Below are 18813 nucleotides of genomic sequence, written 5' to 3' on the forward strand. Positions count from 1 at the left end.
ATTCCGCCATGGAGTTCCTGCCGGTCATGCCCGTTCGCACAGGTCCGTACACTGGCGGTGAGGGAGCTGATCTTCCCCCGAACCGAGAGGACGAATGCATGTCAGAGAAGCCGAGCGACGACGACCGCATCCACAACGAAGCACCTGCCGAGGGCGACCCGGACGCCGATACGGCAGACGTCCGCGTGCATTCCGAGGAGCCCGCCGAGGGCGCGGACACCGACGAGAAGACCGGCGGGGGCAGCTAGAGGCTCCCGCGACGAACAGCAGACGAAGGAAGCGCCGGTCATCGACCGGCGCTTCCTTCATTGTGGGCTCAGCGGCAGTCCCCGGGCCCACTGTGCCGGCCTGGGCCTCTGCGCCCGGAACCCTGCTGTCAGCGGGTCCCGACGACGATCTCGCCGAACGGGATCTCCTTGGACGTCTCGGCGCCGCGGTCGACAGCCTGGTCGCTGATGAGGATGCCGTGCTTGCCCTCAGCGACGGACTGCTTCATGACCATCAGCACGGTCTCGGCGAAGCCCTCGTCCTGGGCCTCGAGGAAGCGGATGTAGGCGGGCGGGAAATTCTCGGGAACGGTCAGCATGTCCTCCACGCTACCCGCCGCCACCCACGAGTGCCGAGGCAATTTCAAGCCCCTCCGAGGACGAATCGACCCTTCTCACCGATCGGACGGAGTGATAGACCATAAGTGTCCTTAGTATTTCCGGCGCTCGGCCGCCGACCCGATACCGACACGACAGGGGACCTTCGTGACGCACGTACTCAAACACCATGCCCAGCTGTTCGAACTGCCCGATCCCTGGACCCTATCTATGTGGACGGCAGCACCGGGGCAGTGGACGGCCTGGCGAACGACGAGATCCTTCCACGCAGCATCGCCCAGGAGATGAAGGCTGCGGGAGCACCCTCCGAGGACATCGACGCCGCCGTCGCCGCACTCGGCACGACGGCGAAGGGACTGCCGGACCCGGTGACGCGCTACCTCCTCGTCAACGGCGGGAAAGCCGTCGTCGACGAGTTCCTGCCCGGCGACCTCGTCGGCCTCACGGTGACCAACACCGGCCCCGTACCCGACCTCACGCCGCTCGTCCACCACACCCCCGAGGACTTCGCCTACCTGGTGGCGGAGGTGGGGCACCACGGCGGCGAGATCTACCTGCGGTACGCCGACGGCGACGAGCAGCACATCACCTCCGGGGCCCCCGCCTCCGAGGTCGAGGGTGACACGATGCACACCCGCAAGCTGGGGAGCGGAGGCTGGGGGCACCGCCGCATGCAGCAGCATGCGGAGAAGGTCTGGAAGATGAACTCCCGTGAGGTCGCCGCCGAGATCGACCGCATCGCCGCGGAGCACGACGCGCAGTTGATCGTGGTGGCTGGTGACATCCGTGCGCGCCAACTGGTGGCCGACGAGGTGTCGCAGGAGTCCGCCGCGAAGCTCGGCGTCATCGAGAGCAACACCCGCGCGGACGGAGCCGACGAGGAGACCTTCCTGGAGCAGGTCCAGCAGCTCGTGGCACGCACCATGGCGGAGCGTCAGCACTCGCTCCTCGAACGCCTCGCCGAGAAGGAGGGCCAGGGGACACGGACGTCCGCCGTCGGCCGCGGGGCCGTGATCACGGCCCTGCAGCAGGCGCAGGTCGAAGTCCTCCTCCTCGAGACCACGGCCTGGGACGGCGAGACCCTCCTCGCACTCGACGCAGCACCCTGGGTCGCGACCTCCGAGGCCGACACCGCCGGAGCGGGCGTGCTGGGCGAGGTGCCGGCGGTCGCCGGGCTCCTCCGGGCCGCCACGCTCACCGATGCGCAGGTGACGATGTACCCGTCCGGTGCGCTCGAGGAGAAGCCCATCGCTGCGCTCCTGCGCTGGCCCACCGGACCCGCCGCACCGACAGCGGCCTGACACCATGGCGGATACTTCCGCACAGCGGGCCGGGACGGAGACGTCCGGGTCGGTCGCCGACCTCGTGGTGCGCCGACTCGGGGACTGGCACGTCGACAGGATCTTCGGCTACAGCGGAGACGGTATCAATCCCCTGCTCGGCGCACTGCGCCGGGCAGGGGGCCCCGCCTTCGTCCAGGCCCGCCACGAGGAGGCGGCCGCCTTCATGGCTGTGGCGCACGCGAAGTACACCGGCCGGGTGGGCGTCGTCACCGCGACGCAGGGACCGGGGGCGGTGCATCTGCTCAACGGCCTGTACGACGCCCGGAAGGACAGCGTTCCCGTCGTCGCACTGGTCGGCCAGCAGAGCCGCACCGTCCTCGGCTCGGCCTACCAGCAGGAGATCGACCTGCCCAGCCTGTTCAAGGACGTCGCCTCGGACTTCCTCCAGCAGGTCACGGACGCCGAGCAGCTGCCCATGGTCCTCGACCGTGCGTTCAAGGCCGCGCTCGCCACCCGGTCACCCGCCGTCGTGATCCTGCCGCACGACCTCCAGCAGGAGGCAGCGCCGTCCACGCCGCACGAGCACGGCGTGGTCCCGTCGTCGCCGGTGTGGTCCCTCGGGTGCGTCGCGCCGCGCGAGGCGGACCTGCTCGACGCCGCCGCCGTCCTGAACGCCGGCCGGAGGATCGCGCTCCTGGTGGGGCAGGGGGCCGCGCATGCACAGCAGGAGGTGGTCGCCGTCGCCGAACGCCTCGGCGCGGGCATCACCACGAGCCTCCTCGGCAAGCCCTTCGTCGACGAGTCGCTCCCGTTCGTGACCGGCACGATGGGCCATCTCGGCACCACGGCGAGCGCGCACCTCATGGATACGTGCGACACCCTGCTCATCATCGGCTCCAACGACCCCTGGACGGAGTACTACCCTGCCCCGGGGCAGGCACGCGCGGTCCAGATCGACATCGACCCGAAGGCGATCGGGAACCGCTACCCGGTGGAGGTGGCGCTCCACGGGGACGCGGCCGAGACACTCGGGGCCCTGCTGATCCTCCTGCACGGCCAGCAGGACCACTCCTACCGTGCCGAGGTCGAGGAGCAGGTGGAGAGGTGGCACCGGATAGCGCTCGAACGCGCCCTGACCCCTGCCCGGCCCGTCAACCCGGAGCGCGTCGTGCGCGAGCTCAGCGATGCACTGCCCGGCGATGCGCAGGTGGCGGTCGACGTCGGCAGTTGCGTCTACTGGTACGCGCGCCAGCTGCGCCTCCCCCGCGGCGTGCCCGCACATCTGTCGAGCACCCTCGGCTGCATGGGTGCGGGCATGCCGTACGGTATCGCCGCGAAGCTCGCACGCCCCGAGCGCCCCGTTGTGGTGCTCCTCGGCGACGGCGCGCTGCAGATGGCGGGGCTGGCCGAACTCGTCACCGTCGCGCGGTTGTGGCGCGGCTGGGCGGACCCGCGCTTCGTCGTGTGCGTGCTCTCGAACCGGGATCTCTCGGAGGTCTCGTGGGAACAGCGCGAGATGGAAGCTGAACCCCGCTTCGAGGACAGCCAGGCCCTGCCCGCCGTCGACGCCGCCGCGCACGCGAAGCTGCTGGGACTCGACGGCGTGCGGGTCGAGGATCCGGCGGACCTCGCTGAGGCGTGGCACCGGGCCTTCGCCGCGGACCGGCCCTTCGTCATCGACGTCGTGACGGATCCGGACGTCCCCCTGCTGCCGCCGTTCCGGGCAGGCGCGGCGAAGCTCGCGTCCATGCACCGGGCGGTCGACGCCGAACCCGGTGGCGGCGCCGCTGCCCTCCTCCGTCGCTACGCCGAGATCGAGGGCGTCGCGGACAATTACTAAGGTTGCTGTGCATCAGTGGCTTGGGTAGCGTCGAGAGCGGACGTGGGAGCCGGCAGGGCATCCCCGCTGCCCGAAACGACCAGAGTCCGCTGTGAGGAGAACCCCATGACCGATGTCGCCAGCCAGCCACCCGCCGAGGGCGATGACCGTGCCGTCCTGACGAACCGCCAGGGCCACTAGGTCTACGACAACCAGAACTCCCGCACGGTGGGCGAGCGGGGCCCCGCCACCCTCGAGAACTACCAGTTCCTCGAAAAGATCAGCCACTTCGACCGCGAGCGCATCCCGGAGCGGGTGGTCCATGCCCGCGGCGCCGTCGCCTTCGGTGAGTTCGAGGCCACCGGCCGGTGGGGAGACGAGCCGATCGCCGCCTACACCCGCGCGAAGCTCTTCTCCGAGCCGGGCAAGAAGACCGAGGTCGCCGTCCGCTTCTCCACCGTCATCGGTGGCCGTGACTCCTCGGAAGCCGCGCGGGACCCCCGCGGGTTCGCGGTCAAGTTCTACACCGAGGACGGCAACTGGGATCTGGTGGGCAACAACCTCGCCGTGTTCTTCATCCGCGACGCCATCAAGTTCCCGGACGTCATCCACGCGCTGAAGCCGGACCCCGTCACCTTCCGGCAGGAGCCGGGCCGCATCTTCGACTTCATGTCGCAGACCCCGGAGTCCATGCACATGCTCGTCAACCTCTTCAGCCCGCGCGGCATCCCCGCGGACTACCGCCACATGCAGGGATTCGGTGTCAACACGTACAAGTGGGTGGACGCCGGGGGCGGGACGAAGCTCGTGAAGTACACCTGGCAGCCGCACCAGGGCGTGAAGAGCCTCACCGAGGAGGACGCCGCCACCATCCAGGCCACCGATCTCGGACATGCGTCGAAGGACCTCTACGAAGCCATCGAGCGTGGCGAGTACCCGACGTGGGACCTGTACGTCCAGCTCATGGACGACGGCGACCACCCGGAACTCGACTTCGACCCGCTCGACGACACCAAGACCTGGCCGGAGCAGGATTTCGAGCCGAAGCTCGTGGGCACCATGACGCTCAACCGGAACGTGGCCGATCACCACAACGAGAACGAGCAGCTGTCCTTCGGCACCGGCGTGCTGGTCGACGGACTCGATTTCTCCGACGACAAGATGCTCGTGGGGCGGACCTTCAGCTACAGCGATGCCCAGCGATACCGTGTGGGACCGAACTACCTCCAGCTGCCCGTGAACTCCGCCAAGAACGCAGCGGTGCACACGAACCAGCGCGGTGGCCAGATGTCCTACGGGACGGACCTCGCGCCCGGCCAGAATCCGCACGTCACCTACGAGCCCTCGATCACGGGTGGACTCCGCGAGGGCGAGTACCCCACGCACGACGACCAGGGCCCCGAGATCACCGGTCGGCTGACGCGCAGGCGGATACCGCTGACCAACGACTACCTGCAGGCCGGTCAGCGCTACCAGCTGCTCGAGCAGTGGGAGAAGGATGACCTGGTCGGGAACTTCGTGACCCTGATCGGGCAGGCCGCGCGCGCCGTGCAGGAACGCATGGTGTGGCACTTCCACCTGGTGGACGACGAACTGGGTGCCCGCGTCGGGGAAGGGCTCGGCATCGGCCTGGACGAGGTGAAGGACCTACCTCCGCTCGCGAGCCAGACCCTCTCGGAGGACGAGCTCGCCCGCCTGGAGAACCTCGGGAACAACGGACCCCGTGACGTCACGGGGCTGACCATGACCCATTGCGTCCCCAACGAGCACATGGTGGTGAGCCGCTGACGGTCATCCGTGACATGGGCGGACACCGCGCGGAGGAAGGCGTCGGCGCATCCTGCCGGCGCCTTTTCCGTTGCTGCGCGGGCGGGTGGTACGGGACCGCAACGGCGAGACCAGCCGAGGGCGGGTGGCCCGCCCGTCAGCGTCGTCGGGCGGCCTCGCCGGCAATGCGCCGCAGCCGGGGGAACCAGCGCCACCCCCCGGTCACGCCGGTGGAGTGACGATCCGGATGGAACACGTTGCCGTCCGAGACGGGGGCCGCGTCCCGCGTGAGCGCGAGGGCAGGGTAGGCACGGGCCACGACGGCCTGGTACGCCGCGGGGGCGAGGGCACGGGCGTGGACGAACAACGACTGCACCCGACCCACCTGGGTCAGCCGGCGTGGTGCGTGCGAGACCCGCACGATCGCCCGTGCCACCCGGAGGGGATCGGTGACCGGGGGGAGCGGCCGGACGGCCCGGCCGGTATGGTTCGCGGCATGTTGGTGGATCGGCGTGTCGATGGTTGCGGGTAGCACGGCGCAGACATGGATGTCAGGTGCGCTCGCCAGTTCCATCCGCAGCACCTCGAGGAAGCCGAGCAGGCCGAACTTGCTGGTGACGTAAGGGCTGACGAGCGGCGACGTAATCCTCGAGTAGACGGAGGCCACCGAGACCAGCACCCCGTGCTCCTGGCGCCGGAAGACGCGCAGCGCCGCCCGCGCCCCGTACACCTGTCCGGAGAGGTTGACGGACAGGAGCCGGTCGAAGACATCGGGCGGTGTCTGCTCGAACGTACCGAAGCTGTACAGGGAGGCATTACCCACCCAGACGTCGATTCCGCCGAACCGTTCGACAGCCGCGTCGGCAAGGCGGTCAACCTCCTCGGCGGAGGAGACGTCCGTGCGGAGGGTGATCGCCGTCGCCCCCAGGGCGCGGGACTATGCCGCGACGTCCTCGAGCGTCGAGGCGTCACGCCCGGCGAGGACCAGCCGGGCATCCTCCTCCGCGAACAGCCGGGCGGTTGCCCGCCCGATCCCGCTCGATGGACCGGTGATGACCACGCGCAGCGTATCCGTCATGAATCTTCCCTCCCGATGGTCGGCTCAGTGGCCGCGCCGATCCTTGTCCGTCGGCACATCGGGGTCCAGTGCGTCGGCCTCCTGGCTGTGATGGGTGACCTTCTCACGCAGTCCGTGCGCGTCGGCCTGTCGCTCCTGCGCCTGCTGCCGCAGCCGTTGCGCCTCGACCTCGGCGCGCTGCGCCTCGGCCTCCGCCATCGACGCCCTGGCCTCGCGCTCACGGGCGTCCAATTCCGTGGCCTTCGCCTGCTCGCGCATCTCGGCCGCCCTGTGGCGGTCCTCGTCCTGCTGCCGCTTCCGCTGGGCATGCCCCCGCTTCCGCGCCAGAACGGCGACGACGGCGATGATCGCCAGAAGGACCACGATCGCGACGATGATCCATACCGCTTGTCCTGTTTCCATCACTGTCTCCCTGCCTCGTGGCGGTGACGGTTCACCGCGCCGACCTGGCCCCCGAAACCGCCGAGACCCGGGATCTTGCCCAGCAGGTCCGTCGGGTTGATGCCGATCCTGGCGAGCAGGTCCGCGTGCTGTTCCGGGTCCACCTGATCCGGCAGCACGGACTGTGCCTGATCGGCGTGGTCGTCCTCGCCCTGGCTCTTCAGCAGGTCGATGATCTGCTGTTTGTCGATCCGCATGGTCTGCCTCCTCGTGGTCCGGACCGTGATTAGTAAGCGTGCTTACGGAAGCATGCCATAGGGTCACCGGCTTGTCACGGGTGCCTGAGTGCCGGATTCCGCGGCAGACTTGGCACCATGGTCCTCCGCCTGACGCTCCTCGCCGACACCCACCTGCCGAAGCGGGCCAAGGTGCTGCCCGACGAGGTGTGGGACGCCGTCGGCTCGGCCGACGTCGTCGTCCATGCAGGGGACTGGACCGACACGGGGCTGCTGGACGAACTGGAGGAGAGGGCCCGGCGACTCATCGCCTGCTACGGCAACAACGACGGCGCCGACCTGCGCTCTCGCCTCCCCCTCGTCGCCCGGGCGGAGCTCGAGGGCGTGCGGCTCGCCGTCGTCCATGAGACCGGCCAGAGCCAGGGCCGGGAAGCCCGCATGGCGGCGCTCCATCCGGACACCGATGTCCTGGTGTTCGGCCACAGCCACATCCCGTGGGACACCACTGCGCCGGGCGGTCTCCGGCTCCTCAATCCGGGCTCGCCCACCGACCGCCGTCGCCAACCGTTCTGCACCTACATGACCGCCGTCGTCGATGACGGCGCAGTCAGCGTGACGACGCACCGCCTGCCACCGCGCTAACGCGCTGAACCCCTGCTGTCCACCTTTTCGGCCGTTCCGATCTGCGCCCACCGCAGCTGCTCGCCGGGCCGACCGCGCGCCTGTGCGGTGTCTGTGACCCCGGCCAACGCCTCCGTGCTCGCGTTGCACCACTACGGCCACAGGGCGGGGACGGCGGCGGCGGTCATCGGCGCCCTGCAGTCCGGCGTGGCCGGTCTCCTCAGCCCCTTCGTCGGCCTGCTCGGCGGAGACCAGGTGGCGATGGTGTGCGTCATGCTCGCCGCAGCGGCCCTCACCCTGCTGGTCCTGGCCACCGGGACCGAAAAGCGCGAGGCCGAGCAGGTCCAGGCGCAGGGCCCCGATCAGCGCAGCTGATCCTCCCTCGGCGTCCGGTATCCACCGCCGGGGGTGGCGACCTGACAGTCCGGCGCCACTCTGGGACAATGGAGCACCCGCGACGAAGCGACGCCCGCTGTCCGATGACGAGAGGAGCATGATGACTGTTCTGCAGATCGCCCTCCTCGTCGCCGCCGGTGCCGCCGTATGGCTTCTCGCCACCGTCGTCATCGTCGTCTGGGTCATGGGCATGAGCCGCAACACAGCCGTGGACGAGGAGAAGTTCCGGCGGGACCTCGGCGACGCGAGGCGCAGGACCGCGCGCCGGTCGGTGGAGAAGACCGACAGGACATCGGCCTGACCTCTGTCGTCCGGATCGGCAACGGATTACACTGGGCTCTCGCGGGCCCGGACGGGTCCCTCGGGAACGACAGGAGGTGGGTCATGGAGAACGTCACTGTCGGCGCGTCGACCACCGCCCCCACCCCCCTCGTCGTCACCTCCCCGGTTCCTGCGCTCCAGCCCTGAGGCCAGCCGCGCCCGGGGAGCTTCCCCGGAGGATCTCCGTTGAACCCTCTTCAGCAGTACGGCTACACGGACCGTGTCGCCCGCCTCTTCTCCCTCCATCTCCCGTCCACAGCTGCACCGGCCGCCTCCCCCGCCCGGGTGGTCCGCGCGGACCGCGCCCGCCTGCTCCTCGCCACTGAACAGGGCCTGCTCGGGGTGCAGGCGCACGAGTCCCTCGTGACCGGCGACTGGGTCGCCGTCTCCGGCGGTGAGGATCCGCGCGTCGTCGGCGTCCTTCCGCGCTGGGCGGTCCTGCAGCGCAAACGCGCCCACGATCCGCTCTCGGAGGCGCAACTGCTCGGCGCCAATGTCGATCTGGTGGGTGTCGTCGTCCCGTTGGACCGGGCGCTGTCGGCGAACCGTCTGGAGCGGACGCTGGTCGCAGCCTGGGACTCTGGCGCCGTCCCCCTCGTGGTGCTCACCAAGGCCGACCTCAGCTCCCGTTTCGATGCCGTCGTCGCGGACACGGTGGAGCGTGCGCGGGGCGTGGAGGTCTTCACCACGTCCGCCGAGGACGGAGACGGCCTCGATGACCTGCGAGCCCGCGTCGGTGCGGGGCGCACCCTCGCCCTCCTCGGGCCATCGGGTGCCGGCAAGTCGAGCCTCGTCAATGCGCTCGTCGGCCGGGATGTGCAGGACACGGGTCGGGTCAGGCTGGGCGATGGCCGCGGCAGGCACACGACGACGGCGAGGGAGCTGGTACCGATCGGCGACGGCGCCGTCCTCATGGACACACCAGGGCTCCGGGGGTTCGCCCTCTGGGACGCCGAGGACGGACTGGCCGAGGTCTTCGGCGAGATCGAGGACCTGTTCGCCTCCTGCAGGTTCCGAGACTGCGCGCACGATGCCGAACCCGGGTGCGCCGTCCAGCTCGCCCTCCTGTCCGGGGCACTCGAGGAGCGGCGGTGGCGGAGCTACCGGAAGATGCAGCGCGAACTCGAGAGCCTCCACCGCCGGCAGAACCCGCCCGAGCGACGATCCCATGACCGGTCCCTCGAGCGTGCAGTCCGCGACGCCGTGCGGGGCAAGGAGCACCGGCAGGGCTGGGGGTGAGAGCCGGCGGCGTTCCGCGCATCGGGCGTGTTCGCGGGAGGAACAGCAGGCGGGTGTGGAGCCTCCTGTCGGATTCGAACCGACGACCCCCGCTTTACAAGAGCGGTGCTCTGGCCAACTGAGCTAAGGAGGCGAACTGGCCGGGCCAGCGGGCGCCGTCGCCCCTGGCTGGAGGGCAGTCGAGCGCTCAATAAGGGTAGCCCAGGCCCGCCACCGCCGGAAATCAGCTGCGGGCGTCCAGTTCCTCCTGGACCGTCGTCTCGAAGTCCTCGACGGCGTTCGGGACCGCGGCACCGTTGACGAACACCGTCGGCGTGCCGCCGACGGCAGCCGCCTGAGCCGCAGCCGTGGCGAACTTCGCCCATGGGCGGAAGGTCCCCTCCTCCACGCACGCGGAGATGTCCCCCGCGCCTGCGTCCGCGGCGAGCGCCACGAGGCCGTCGTCGTCGAGCTCTCCCTGCTCGTAGTGCGCGAACAGGCGCTGGTTGACGTCGAAGTACGCCTCGGGCGCGGAGTCGGCCACACAGGCGACGGCGTTCGCGGCGCGGGAGGAGTACTCGGTGCTGCTGTTGCGGTCGAGGTAGGCCACGGTGCGGTACTCGAACGTGATCTCGCCGGCGTCCAGCCACGAGAGGATCTGCTCGGAATGCCGTGCCTCGAAGTCCGCGCAGTGCACGCAGTTGATGTCCACGTACGCCACCACCTGCAGGGGACCGTTGGTGACGGACGTGATGCCCTCGGGGATGGCTCCCTCCGCTGCGGGCTCGGCGGGGAGAGTCGCGACGTCCACCGTGTCGGTCCCCGTCGGCGCCGTGTCGGTGCTCGACAGGAGCGTGATGCCACCCTGGGCATTGCCGGCCTGGGGCGCCGGCCCGGCGTCGGGGATCCGGCCGCGCACAGTGTTGATGACCACCACCGCGATGAGGGCGACGACGATCAGTCCCGCGACCACCACACCCCACTTGGCGAGCATCCCGTTGCGGCGGTCCTTCCGCTGCTGCTCCTCCGCAGCCACCCGCTCCCGCTCACGGGTTGCGGCGGTGCGCTGGGCTTTGGTCGGCTTGTGTCCGGGTGCGGGCGCCATCGGTCCTCTTCGTCGGTGTGCTGGGAGGCCATGCTATCGACCGCACCTGAGCGCTTCCGCCCAGCTCACGTCCCCGGCCGACTCCTGCCCGACCCGATAGAGTCGGGCGGGAGATCCCCCTTCTGCGATGGAGCCAGTTTTGAGCGCAGCACAACCGTCCACGACACCTGGCGTGAAGCCCTCTTTCCCGACCGACGGCCGGTTCGGGGACTTCGACTTCATCGTCGTCTCGAACAGGCTCGCCGTGGATCGCGTGGTGGACGAGCACGGGGAGAGCTCCTGGCGCCGGTCCCCCGGAGGCCTGGTGACGGCACTGGCGCCCGTCATGGCGAAAGCCGACGGCGCCTGGGTCGGCTGGCACGGTGCGTCCGACGAGACGCTCGAGCCCTTCGACGAGGCGAATATGCGCCTCGTCCCCGTGCCGCTCAGCGCCGAGGAGGTCGAGCTCTACTACGAGGGCTTCTCGAACGCCACGCTGTGGCCGCTCTACCACGACGTCATCGCCTCGCCGGAGTTCCACCGCACCTGGTGGGACTCCTACCGGAAGGTGAACGAGCGCTTCGCTGCGGCGACGGCGTCCGTCGCGGCCGAGGGCGCCACCGTCTGGGTCCAGGACTACCAGCTGCAGCTCGTGCCCAAGATGCTGAGGCAGGCCCGGCCGGACCTCAAGATCGGCTTCTTCAACCACATCCCCTTCCCCCCCCTCGAGATCTACGCGCAGCTCCCGTGGCGCCGCCAGGTGATCGAGGGTCTCCTCGGCGCCGACCTCATCGGCTTCCAGCGTCCCAGCGACGCGAGCAACTTCCTGCGGTGCGTCCGCCGCTTCAAGGGCCACACCATCAAGGCCCAGCAGGTACAGGTCCCCGAGGGCGACGACGGCACCCCTGCCTACGTCTCCCGCGCGGAGGCGTTCCCCATCTCGATCGACACGGCGTCGATCACGGAACTCGCGCAGCGGCCCGACGTGATCGAGCGCTCCCGCGAGATCCGGCGCGAGCTCGGCGACCCGCAGCACATCCTCCTCGGCGTGGATCGCCTCGACTACACCAAGGGCATCGGCCATCGCCTGAAGGCGTACGGCGAGCTGCTCGAGGACGGCGCGATCACGGTCGAGGACGCCGCCCTCATCCAGGTCGCGAGCCCCAGCCGCGAGCGGGTGGAGCAGTACCGGATCCTCCGCGAGGACATCGAGGGCGCCGTCGGCCGCATCAACGGCACGCACGACACCATGAAGAACACCGCCATCCGCTATCTGCACCACAGCTATCCCGTCGAGGAGATGGTGGCCCTGTACCTCGCCGCCGACGTCATGCTGGTGACCGCCCTGCGGGACGGCATGAACCTCGTCGCCAAGGAATACGTGGCGGCGCGCACGAACAACACCGGCATGCTGGTGCTCAGCGAATTCGCGGGCGCCGCGGACACGCTCCGCCAGGCCATCCTCGTGAATCCGCACGACATCGACGGCCTGAAGACCGCCATCGTCACGGCGATCTCCATGCCGAAGACCGAGGCCATGCGGCGCATGCGGCTGATGCGCCGCCAGGTGGTCCACAACGACGTCGAACGCTGGTCTCAGGCCTTCCTCAACGCCCTGCACGCGGGAAGTGCGGGTCATGGCGCTTGAGCCGGAGCTGCTCTCCGCCCTCGCGTCGCTCGCCGCCACGCCCCGGCTGCTCGTCGCCCTCGACTTCGACGGGACCCTCGCACCCCTGGTCGAGAGGGCGGAGGACGCACGCGCCCTCCCGGCGTCGGCCGCTGCGCTGCGAGCGCTGGCCGGCCTGCCGGGCACGACGACGGCGCTGATCTCGGGCCGAGCCCTCGACAGCCTGCGCGTGGTGGCAGAACCGCCCGAGGACATGCTGCTGATCGGCAGCCACGGGGCAGAGACGTGGACGGGACCCGACGGCGTGGCCCTCGCCCTGACCGCGGATCAGGCCGGGCTTCTCGCCCGGGCCGTCGACGTCGTCGAACACACCGTCGCAACGCATCCGGGTACCCGCATCGAGTTCAAGCCCGCCGGGGTCGTCCTCCACACGAGAACAGCGGCCGACGACGTCGCCGATGCTGCCGTGGCAGCTGCCCGTGCCGGCCTCGCGCCGCTCGGGGACATCAGCGTCACCGACGGCAAGCGCGTGCTCGAGGTCTCCGTCATCAGAGCGGACAAGGGCCAGGGGCTGGCTCTGCTCCGGGAGACCACGGGAGCGACCGCACTCCTGTTCGCCGGCGACGACGTCACCGACGAGCACGCCCAACTCACCCTCCGCCCGGGCGACGTCGGCATCAGGATCGGCCCGGGCCCGACGTCCGCGCCGTTCACCGTCGCCACGCCCGAGGCCTTCTCCGAGGTGCTCGAGGAACTGGTGTCCTTGCGCACATCCCGTGCACCGATCAGCTGAACGTGTCATACTGCTCCAAGCGTGACCAACGTCACCGGTACTGCTGGCGGGTCGCGCACCACAACTGAATACTCTTCCATTCACTACGGATCGTCGGGCACGTACCTGCCCGTGAAAAGGAACCACCACCATGGCAACGGTAACGTTTGACCAGGCCACGCGCCTGTACCCGGGCACAGAGAAGCCCGCCGTCGACAAGCTGGACATCGACATCGCCGACGGCGAATTCCTCGTCCTCGTCGGCCCCTCCGGTTGCGGGAAGTCCACCTCGCTGCGCATGCTCGCCGGCCTCGAGGACGTGAACTCCGGACGCATCCTCATCGGCGACCGTGACGTCACCGACGTCCCCCCGAAGGATCGCGACATCGCGATGGTCTTCCAGAACTACGCGCTCTACCCCCACATGTCGGTCGCCGACAACATGGGCTTCGCCCTGAAGATCGCGGGCGTCTCAAAGGAGGAGCGCGCCGAGCGCGTCCGCGAGGCCGCCAAGCTCCTCGACCTCGAGGACTACCTGGACCGCAAGCCGAAGGCCCTCTCCGGTGGGCAGCGGCAGCGTGTCGCCATGGGCCGCGCCATCGTGCGTAACCCGCAGGTGTTCCTCATGGACGAGCCCCTCTCCAACCTCGACGCCAAGCTCCGGGTGCAGACCCGTACGCAGATCGCGTCGCTCACCCGCCGCCTCGGCGTCACCACGGTCTACGTCACGCACGACCAGGTCGAGGCCATGACCATGGGAGACCGCGTCGCCGTGCTGAAGGACGGCATCCTGCAGCAGGTCGACACCCCGCGCAACCTCTACGAGCGTCCCAAGAACGTCTTCGTGGCCGGCTTCATCGGCTCTCCCGCGATGAACCTCCTCGAGCTGCCCGTGGCCGACGGTGGCGTCATCTTCGGCGGCATCGTCTACCCGGTTCCCGGCAGCGTCCTGGACGCCGCGGCAGGGAACACCGTCACGCTGGGTGTCCGTCCCGAGGACCTCGTCGTGTCCGCGACCGGTGAGGGACTGCCCGTCGAGGTCGACGTCGTCGAGGAACTCGGCGCCGACGCCTACATCTACGGTCACACCACGCTCGACGGCAAGAACCACGACATGGTCGTGCGCGTCGACGGTCGCCGCCCGCCGATGAAGGGTGACAGCGTGTTCGTCCGCCCCGAGCAGGGCCACGTACACCTGTTCGACACGAGCAGCGGCCTCCGCCTGGCCGAGACGGTCTAGTCCTCCGCGCACGAGCCAACCAGTACGACGACGGTGGCGTCCGCCGGGTACCCTCTGGGGCTCGGTGGACGCCATCGTCGCGTCGGTGGCAACTACGCTTGACGCAGGCCCCTTCCCGCCCCGACCCGGAGGCAACACCATGACCGAGACCTCGAACGCCCAGTGGCATGACGAGCCGACCGACTACGAGCAGGCCGGCAAGCTCCCGAGGCTCCGCCCGGCGTCGTCGGAGAGCCCGAGCCTCGGGTCCCTCAACATCACGGCCGCTGCGACGGATCCCGAACTGCTCGACCTGCCCTGGCACATCGCCCTAGAGCAGTGGCCCGCCAGCGCACTCGCAGCCCTCCCCCGTGGCATCTCCCGGCACATCGTGCGCTTCGCACATCTGGGCGGATCGGTGATCGCCGTCAAGGAGACGAGCGAGCACATCGCCCGGCACGAATACCACATGCTCCGCAAGCTGCAGCGGCTGGATGTTCCCTGCGTGGAGCCCGTCGCCGTCATCTCGGGCCGGACCACTCCCGACGGCGACGAACTCGATCCCGTCCTCGTCACACGGCACCTGAAGTTCTCACTGCCCTACCGCGCGCTGTTCTCCCAGACGCTCCGCCGCGATACCCTCACGCGTCTCATCGACGCCCAGGCGCTCCTCCTCGTCCGCCTGCACCTCATCGGCTTCTACTGGGGGGACGTCTCCCTGTCCAACACCCTGTTCCGCCGCGACGCGGGATCCTTCGCCGCGTACCTGGTCGACGCGGAGACCGGCGAACTATATCCCGAACTGTCGACGGGGCAGCGCGAATACGACCTCGAGATCGCCCGCGTCAACATCGCCGGTGAACTGATGGACCTCGCCGAGGGCGGACTGATCGAGGAGAAGGTGGATCCGCTGGCGACGAGCGAGCTGATCATGGACAGCTACCGCCGCCTGTGGACCGAGCTCACCGAGAAGGAGTCCTTCGAGCTCGGGGAGCGCTGGCGCGTAGGTGCCCGCATCCGGCGCCTCAACGAGCTCGGCTTCGACGTCGAGGAATATGCCATCAAGACGGCCGTCAACGGGACGCAGATCCAGCTGCAGCCCAAGGTCGTGGACGCCGGGCACCACAGTCGCAGGCTGCTGCGGCTGACCGGCCTCGACGCGCAGGAGAACCAGGCACGGCGCCTGCTCAACGACATGGACGCCTACCGGGCGGACAACAATCCGACCCTCGACGAGGAATTCAGCGCCCACCTGTGGGTCAACGAGGTCTTCGAGCCGATCGTCCGGGCGGTCCCGCGGGAGCTGGGCGGGAAGCTCGAGCCCGCGGAGGTGGTGCACGAGGTCCTGGAGCACCGCTGGTACATGTCGGAGCGCGAGGACCGCAACGTCCCGATGGCGGAGGCCGTGCAGTCCTACCTCGATGACGAGCTACGGCACCGTCGTGACGAGGCGGAGATCATGCTGACCGCCGACGCCCGCACCATCGGCATCGATGAGGACTCCGAGTACCGGGACAACTAGGCTGCAACGAGGAAGGGCCGGCAGCCATCGGCTGCCGGCCCTTCCTCACATATCGATCAGGGGCAGGTCGTCGTCGTCCCCTGGAACTCGACCTGGGTTCCACTGGGGACGCCCTGGCACAGTTCGGCCAACTCGGTGAAAGCGGGAATCAGAGCGATGAACCCGATGATGAGGACGGCCAGTCCGATCGTGAAGAGGATGCCGATGATGATGCCGGCGAGGGCGAACCCGTTGCCCATCTTGGCCCTCCGTGATTTCACGAACGCCACGATGCTGATGATCAGGCCGACCGGCGCGATCAGGATCGCGAGGATGAAGCCCACGATGCCGAGCGTCCTGCCCGGGTTCTCGGTGACCTGCCCCTGGTAGCCCTGCTGTCCCGGGTAGTTGTTCCCGCCCTGCTGGCCGTAGGGCGACTGTCCCTGCTGCTGCCCGTAGGCAGTGGGACTCTGTTCACCGTACTGCGGTGCGTTCTGGCCGTACTGCGGGGCGTTCTGGCCGTACTGCGGCTGGTTCTGACCGTACTGTGGCTGGTTCTGCTGACCGTAGGGCGAGTTGCCCTGCGATCCTGGATTGTTGTCAGACATGCTGCTCCCCGTGGCGCGATGAAAGTGACGGTGTGTTCCACCGATTTCCTGAACAGTATCATCGCGGCCGGGCGTCCCTCGGGCAGCCCAAGGCAACGATCAGGAGACGATCGCCTTTCCCGGATTCAGGATGCCGAGAGGATCGAAGACCTGTTTGATCCGCGCCTGGAGCGCGAGGATCTCCGGCGCCTGCTCCCAGGCGAGCCACCGTCGCTTGTACTGTCCCACGCCGTGCTCCCCGGTGATCGTGCCGCCCAGGTCCAGTGCGCAACGGACCGATTCGTCCAGCGCCGACTCCAGCCGTTCCTGCGCCTGAGGCCCCTCCCGTCGTTCCACCCAGAAGGTGGGATGCAGGTTTCCGTCCCCGGCGTGCGCCACGACCTTCAACTGCACCTGATGACGTGATGCCATCGCCTCCAGTGCGGCGACGTAGCCGACCAGCTGCGATTTGGGCACGGCGACGTCCTCCCCCACCCTGTACAGGTCGTCGACCTCGTCGCCCCTGCTGTGCCGCCGGAGATCCACCAGCCGGTCCGCTTCCTCGGAGCCTTCGTCGCTCACGCGTGCACCCAGCCCGAGAAGTACTGCGCGGATCTGCTCCGCCTCCGCGGCCGCCCCGTACCCATCCGTCCTCGCGAGGAGCAGGGAACCCCCACGACGGCGGAGGTCGGACCCGTGGGCGCCGTCGAGCGCCTCGAGAGTGTTGCCGTCGAGGAGTTCCAGGATCGCCGGTTGCACTCTGGCCCGTCCGATGGCGAGCACCCCGGCCGCAGCGCTCGTGAAGTCTTCGAAGAAAGCCGCCACGGTGTGGACGGACGTCGGCAGGTAGCGGAGCCGGACGGTGATCCCGACGATCACCCCGAGCGTGCCTTCCGAGCCCGTCATCAATGCCGTCAGATCGTAGCCTGCAACACCCTTGAACGTCCTGTGTCCGGTCCTGACCAGCGTCCCGTCCGCCAGGACGACGTCGAGTGCGAGGACCGAGTCACGCGTCACCCCGTACTTGGCGCATCGCAGGCCACCGGCGTTGGTGGCGACATTCCCGCCGATCGTCGACCATCGATAGCTGGCCGGATCCGGGGCATACATCAGCCCATGGCCGGCTACGGCGTCGTTCAGGGCGGCGTTGACCACGCCCGGTTCGACGACGGCGGTCTCGTCATCGGGATTGATCTCGAGGATGCGCGTCATGAGCTCCAGTGACAGGATGACACTCCCTGTCGTCGCGTGGGCGCCGCCTGACACGCCCGACCCGGCTCCACGGCTGACGACCGGGACCCTGTGGCGAGTGGCCCACCGCAGCACCTCCTGCACATCGGCCACGGATTCTGCCCGGACCACCGCGACGGGAAGTGCCGGCTCGAGCACCGGCCCCTGATCACGCGAGTAGCTCGTCAGATCGGCGGACGAGGTGGAGACGCGCCCGGGAAGGATGCCCTCGAGATCCCCCAGCGCGGATACATCGATCATGATCCCCCCATGAAGCGGCGGTACCGCGCCAGGGCTTCGGGCCAGAACTGACGGTAGAAGTCGTAGAGGTCATGCGGATCGGCGCGCGTCCATCCACCGTGGGTCAGGTCCAGCGTTGTCTCGACAGGTCCATCCCCCTCCGCCTGGTCGACGACCTCGGCTCCGCCGGACCCGGATATGCCCCCAGCGGCTGCCTCGGCACGCGCCCGATGGAGGACACCGGCGTCCTCCCTGACACTCAGGCGCAGGTCCGTGGTCGTGGTCGATCCGGCAGCGCGCCATCTGAGCAGCATCCACTCCCCGGAAGCACTGTCCGTCACCTCGCCCCAGACATTCTCGTCACCCTCCGCCGACGTCTCGACGAGCGCGTTGTCCTCGAGGTCGAAGAAGCTGTCGGTTCCCCACCGGCTCAGGAGATCCGCCGGCCACCAAAGGTGCAGGTGCTCGACGAGTCCCGCCCAGGCGTGGTCGGCGGAGGCGGGCACGGAGACCGTCGTCCGGATGTCCGGGCGGTCCGAGGGCGCATCTCCGTCGGCGGAGGCGTGCGAGAACAATCCACTCATGCCCCGACCCTACCGCCGCTCGGTGACCTCGACCGCACCTCCCTCCGGCACAGCATCGCCCGGGTGGGATCGGGTGCCGCATCCTGCGCGGCTCGGCGGTATGGGCTTTGCCGACCGAGCCGTGGGCCTTTGGGGCTGGCCGTGTTGGTGCTGGCCGGCCGTAGGCCTTCGAACCTGGCCTGGCCGGGCTGGTGTCGGGGTGTCGGGGTGTTGGGGGTGTTTGCCGTGGGGGTGCTTGCTGTGG

19 protein-coding genes, 1 tRNA gene and 2 pseudogenes are annotated in these 18813 nt (G+C 69.1%); 13 read left to right on the forward strand and 9 right to left on the reverse strand.

The features are described from left to right. The first annotated feature begins 98 nt into the window (after positions 1–98). Positions 99–248: a hypothetical protein gene (locus tag ACTIMO_RS14300; RefSeq protein ID WP_448182822.1), complete on the forward strand. Its 150-nt coding sequence runs from the start codon at positions 99–101 to the stop codon at positions 246–248. A 128-nt stretch (positions 249–376) separates the two neighbouring features. Here ACTIMO_RS14300 and ACTIMO_RS14305 read toward each other — a convergent pair whose 3' ends face one another. After that, the gene (locus ACTIMO_RS14305; protein ID WP_055769480.1) at positions 377–586 is read right to left on the reverse strand and encodes a hypothetical protein; all 210 of its coding nucleotides are present in this window, start codon (positions 584–586) and stop codon (positions 377–379) included. Positions 587–817: 231 nt separating this feature from the next. Here ACTIMO_RS14305 and ACTIMO_RS14310 point away from each other — a divergent pair, with 231 nt between their 5' ends. The 4 genes and pseudogenes from ACTIMO_RS14310 to ACTIMO_RS14325 all read left to right on the forward strand — a co-directional run bounded on the left by ACTIMO_RS14310 (position 818) and on the right by ACTIMO_RS14325 (position 5495). Then, positions 818–1906, forward strand: a complete 1089-nt coding sequence (locus ACTIMO_RS14310; protein ID WP_448182823.1) for a baeRF2 domain-containing protein — start codon at positions 818–820, stop codon at positions 1904–1906. A gap of 4 nt (positions 1907–1910) precedes the next feature. Continuing rightward, positions 1911–3728, forward strand: a complete 1818-nt coding sequence (locus tag ACTIMO_RS14315; protein WP_448182824.1) for a thiamine pyrophosphate-requiring protein — start codon at positions 1911–1913, stop codon at positions 3726–3728. Between the two features lie 195 nt (positions 3729–3923). Then, positions 3924–5045: pseudogene (locus ACTIMO_RS14320) on the forward strand (catalase); the annotation flags it as partial. 114 nt (positions 5046–5159) lie between these two features. Continuing rightward, positions 5160–5495: a catalase-related domain-containing protein gene (locus ACTIMO_RS14325; protein ID WP_448182837.1), complete on the forward strand. Its 336-nt coding sequence runs from the start codon at positions 5160–5162 to the stop codon at positions 5493–5495. Between the two features lie 136 nt (positions 5496–5631). Here ACTIMO_RS14325 and ACTIMO_RS14330 read toward each other — a convergent pair. The 3 genes and pseudogenes from ACTIMO_RS14330 to ACTIMO_RS14340 form a co-directional block, all read right to left on the reverse strand. Next, positions 5632–6552, reverse strand: a pseudogene (locus ACTIMO_RS14330) (SDR family NAD(P)-dependent oxidoreductase). 24 nt (positions 6553–6576) lie between these two features. Then, positions 6577–6954, reverse strand: coding sequence for a hypothetical protein (locus tag ACTIMO_RS14335; RefSeq protein ID WP_448182825.1), 378 nt, complete (start codon positions 6952–6954; stop codon positions 6577–6579). Continuing rightward, entirely contained in the window at positions 6954–7190 is a 237-nt protein-coding gene (locus ACTIMO_RS14340) for a hypothetical protein (protein WP_448182826.1), read from the reverse strand. Before ACTIMO_RS14340 ends, ACTIMO_RS14335 begins: the two co-directional genes overlap by 1 nt. A gap of 117 nt (positions 7191–7307) precedes the next feature. Here ACTIMO_RS14340 and ACTIMO_RS14345 point away from each other — a divergent pair, with 117 nt between their 5' ends. The 4 genes from ACTIMO_RS14345 to rsgA all read left to right on the forward strand — a co-directional run bounded on the left by ACTIMO_RS14345 (position 7308) and on the right by rsgA (position 9746). After that, positions 7308–7811: a metallophosphoesterase family protein gene (locus ACTIMO_RS14345; protein ID WP_448182827.1), complete on the forward strand. Its 504-nt coding sequence runs from the start codon at positions 7308–7310 to the stop codon at positions 7809–7811. A gap of 87 nt (positions 7812–7898) precedes the next feature. After that, a complete protein-coding gene (locus ACTIMO_RS14350) occupies positions 7899–8165 on the forward strand; it encodes a hypothetical protein (RefSeq protein ID WP_448182828.1) in 267 nt (88 codons plus the stop codon). 118 nt (positions 8166–8283) lie between these two features. Next, positions 8284–8487, forward strand: coding sequence for a hypothetical protein (locus tag ACTIMO_RS14355; RefSeq protein ID WP_422391220.1), 204 nt, complete (start codon positions 8284–8286; stop codon positions 8485–8487). A gap of 206 nt (positions 8488–8693) precedes the next feature. Beyond that, positions 8694–9746 carry a ribosome small subunit-dependent GTPase A gene (gene rsgA, locus ACTIMO_RS14360; RefSeq protein WP_448182829.1) on the forward strand — a complete coding sequence of 351 codons (1053 nt, stop codon included), beginning with the start codon at positions 8694–8696 and terminating at the stop codon, positions 9744–9746. 56 nt (positions 9747–9802) lie between these two features. On the opposite strand, the gene ACTIMO_RS14365 is transcribed toward rsgA, so the two are convergent. Continuing rightward, positions 9803–9879, reverse strand: a tRNA-Thr gene (locus ACTIMO_RS14365). Between the two features lie 90 nt (positions 9880–9969). After that, positions 9970–10830 (reverse strand): DsbA family protein, encoded by an 861-nt coding sequence (locus tag ACTIMO_RS14370; RefSeq protein ID WP_448182830.1) that lies wholly within the window; start codon positions 10828–10830, stop codon positions 9970–9972. Between the two features lie 127 nt (positions 10831–10957). On the opposite strand from ACTIMO_RS14370, the gene ACTIMO_RS14375 reads away from it, so the two are divergent. The 4 genes from ACTIMO_RS14375 to ACTIMO_RS14390 all read left to right on the forward strand — a co-directional run bounded on the left by ACTIMO_RS14375 (position 10958) and on the right by ACTIMO_RS14390 (position 15949). Then, positions 10958–12457, forward strand: coding sequence for an alpha,alpha-trehalose-phosphate synthase (UDP-forming) (locus ACTIMO_RS14375; RefSeq protein WP_082471370.1), 1500 nt, complete (start codon positions 10958–10960; stop codon positions 12455–12457). Beyond that, on the forward strand, positions 12447–13229 hold the full coding sequence (gene otsB / locus ACTIMO_RS14380; RefSeq protein ID WP_448182831.1) for a trehalose-phosphatase: 783 nt from the start codon (positions 12447–12449) through the stop codon (positions 13227–13229). The genes ACTIMO_RS14375 and otsB overlap by 11 nt, the downstream gene beginning before the upstream one ends. Positions 13230–13359: 130 nt before the next feature. Next, positions 13360–14448: an ABC transporter ATP-binding protein gene (locus ACTIMO_RS14385; protein ID WP_055769448.1), complete on the forward strand. Its 1089-nt coding sequence runs from the start codon at positions 13360–13362 to the stop codon at positions 14446–14448. Positions 14449–14587: 139 nt separating this feature from the next. Next, entirely contained in the window at positions 14588–15949 is a 1362-nt protein-coding gene (locus tag ACTIMO_RS14390) for a DUF4032 domain-containing protein (RefSeq protein WP_055769446.1), read from the forward strand. Between the two features lie 56 nt (positions 15950–16005). On the opposite strand, the gene ACTIMO_RS14395 is transcribed toward ACTIMO_RS14390, so the two are convergent. The 3 genes from ACTIMO_RS14395 to ACTIMO_RS14405 form a co-directional block, all read right to left on the reverse strand. Continuing rightward, positions 16006–16536: a hypothetical protein gene (locus ACTIMO_RS14395; protein ID WP_448182832.1), complete on the reverse strand. Its 531-nt coding sequence runs from the start codon at positions 16534–16536 to the stop codon at positions 16006–16008. Between the two features lie 99 nt (positions 16537–16635). Then, on the reverse strand, positions 16636–18006 hold the full coding sequence (locus ACTIMO_RS14400; protein WP_448182833.1) for an FAD-binding oxidoreductase: 1371 nt from the start codon (positions 18004–18006) through the stop codon (positions 16636–16638). Beyond that, positions 18003–18569, reverse strand: a complete 567-nt coding sequence (locus tag ACTIMO_RS14405) for a hypothetical protein (RefSeq protein WP_448182834.1) — start codon at positions 18567–18569, stop codon at positions 18003–18005. Before ACTIMO_RS14405 ends, ACTIMO_RS14400 begins: the two co-directional genes overlap by 4 nt. Positions 18570–18813 lie beyond the last annotated feature (244 nt).

The organism is Arthrobacter sp. CP30 (genome assembly GCF_053470025.1).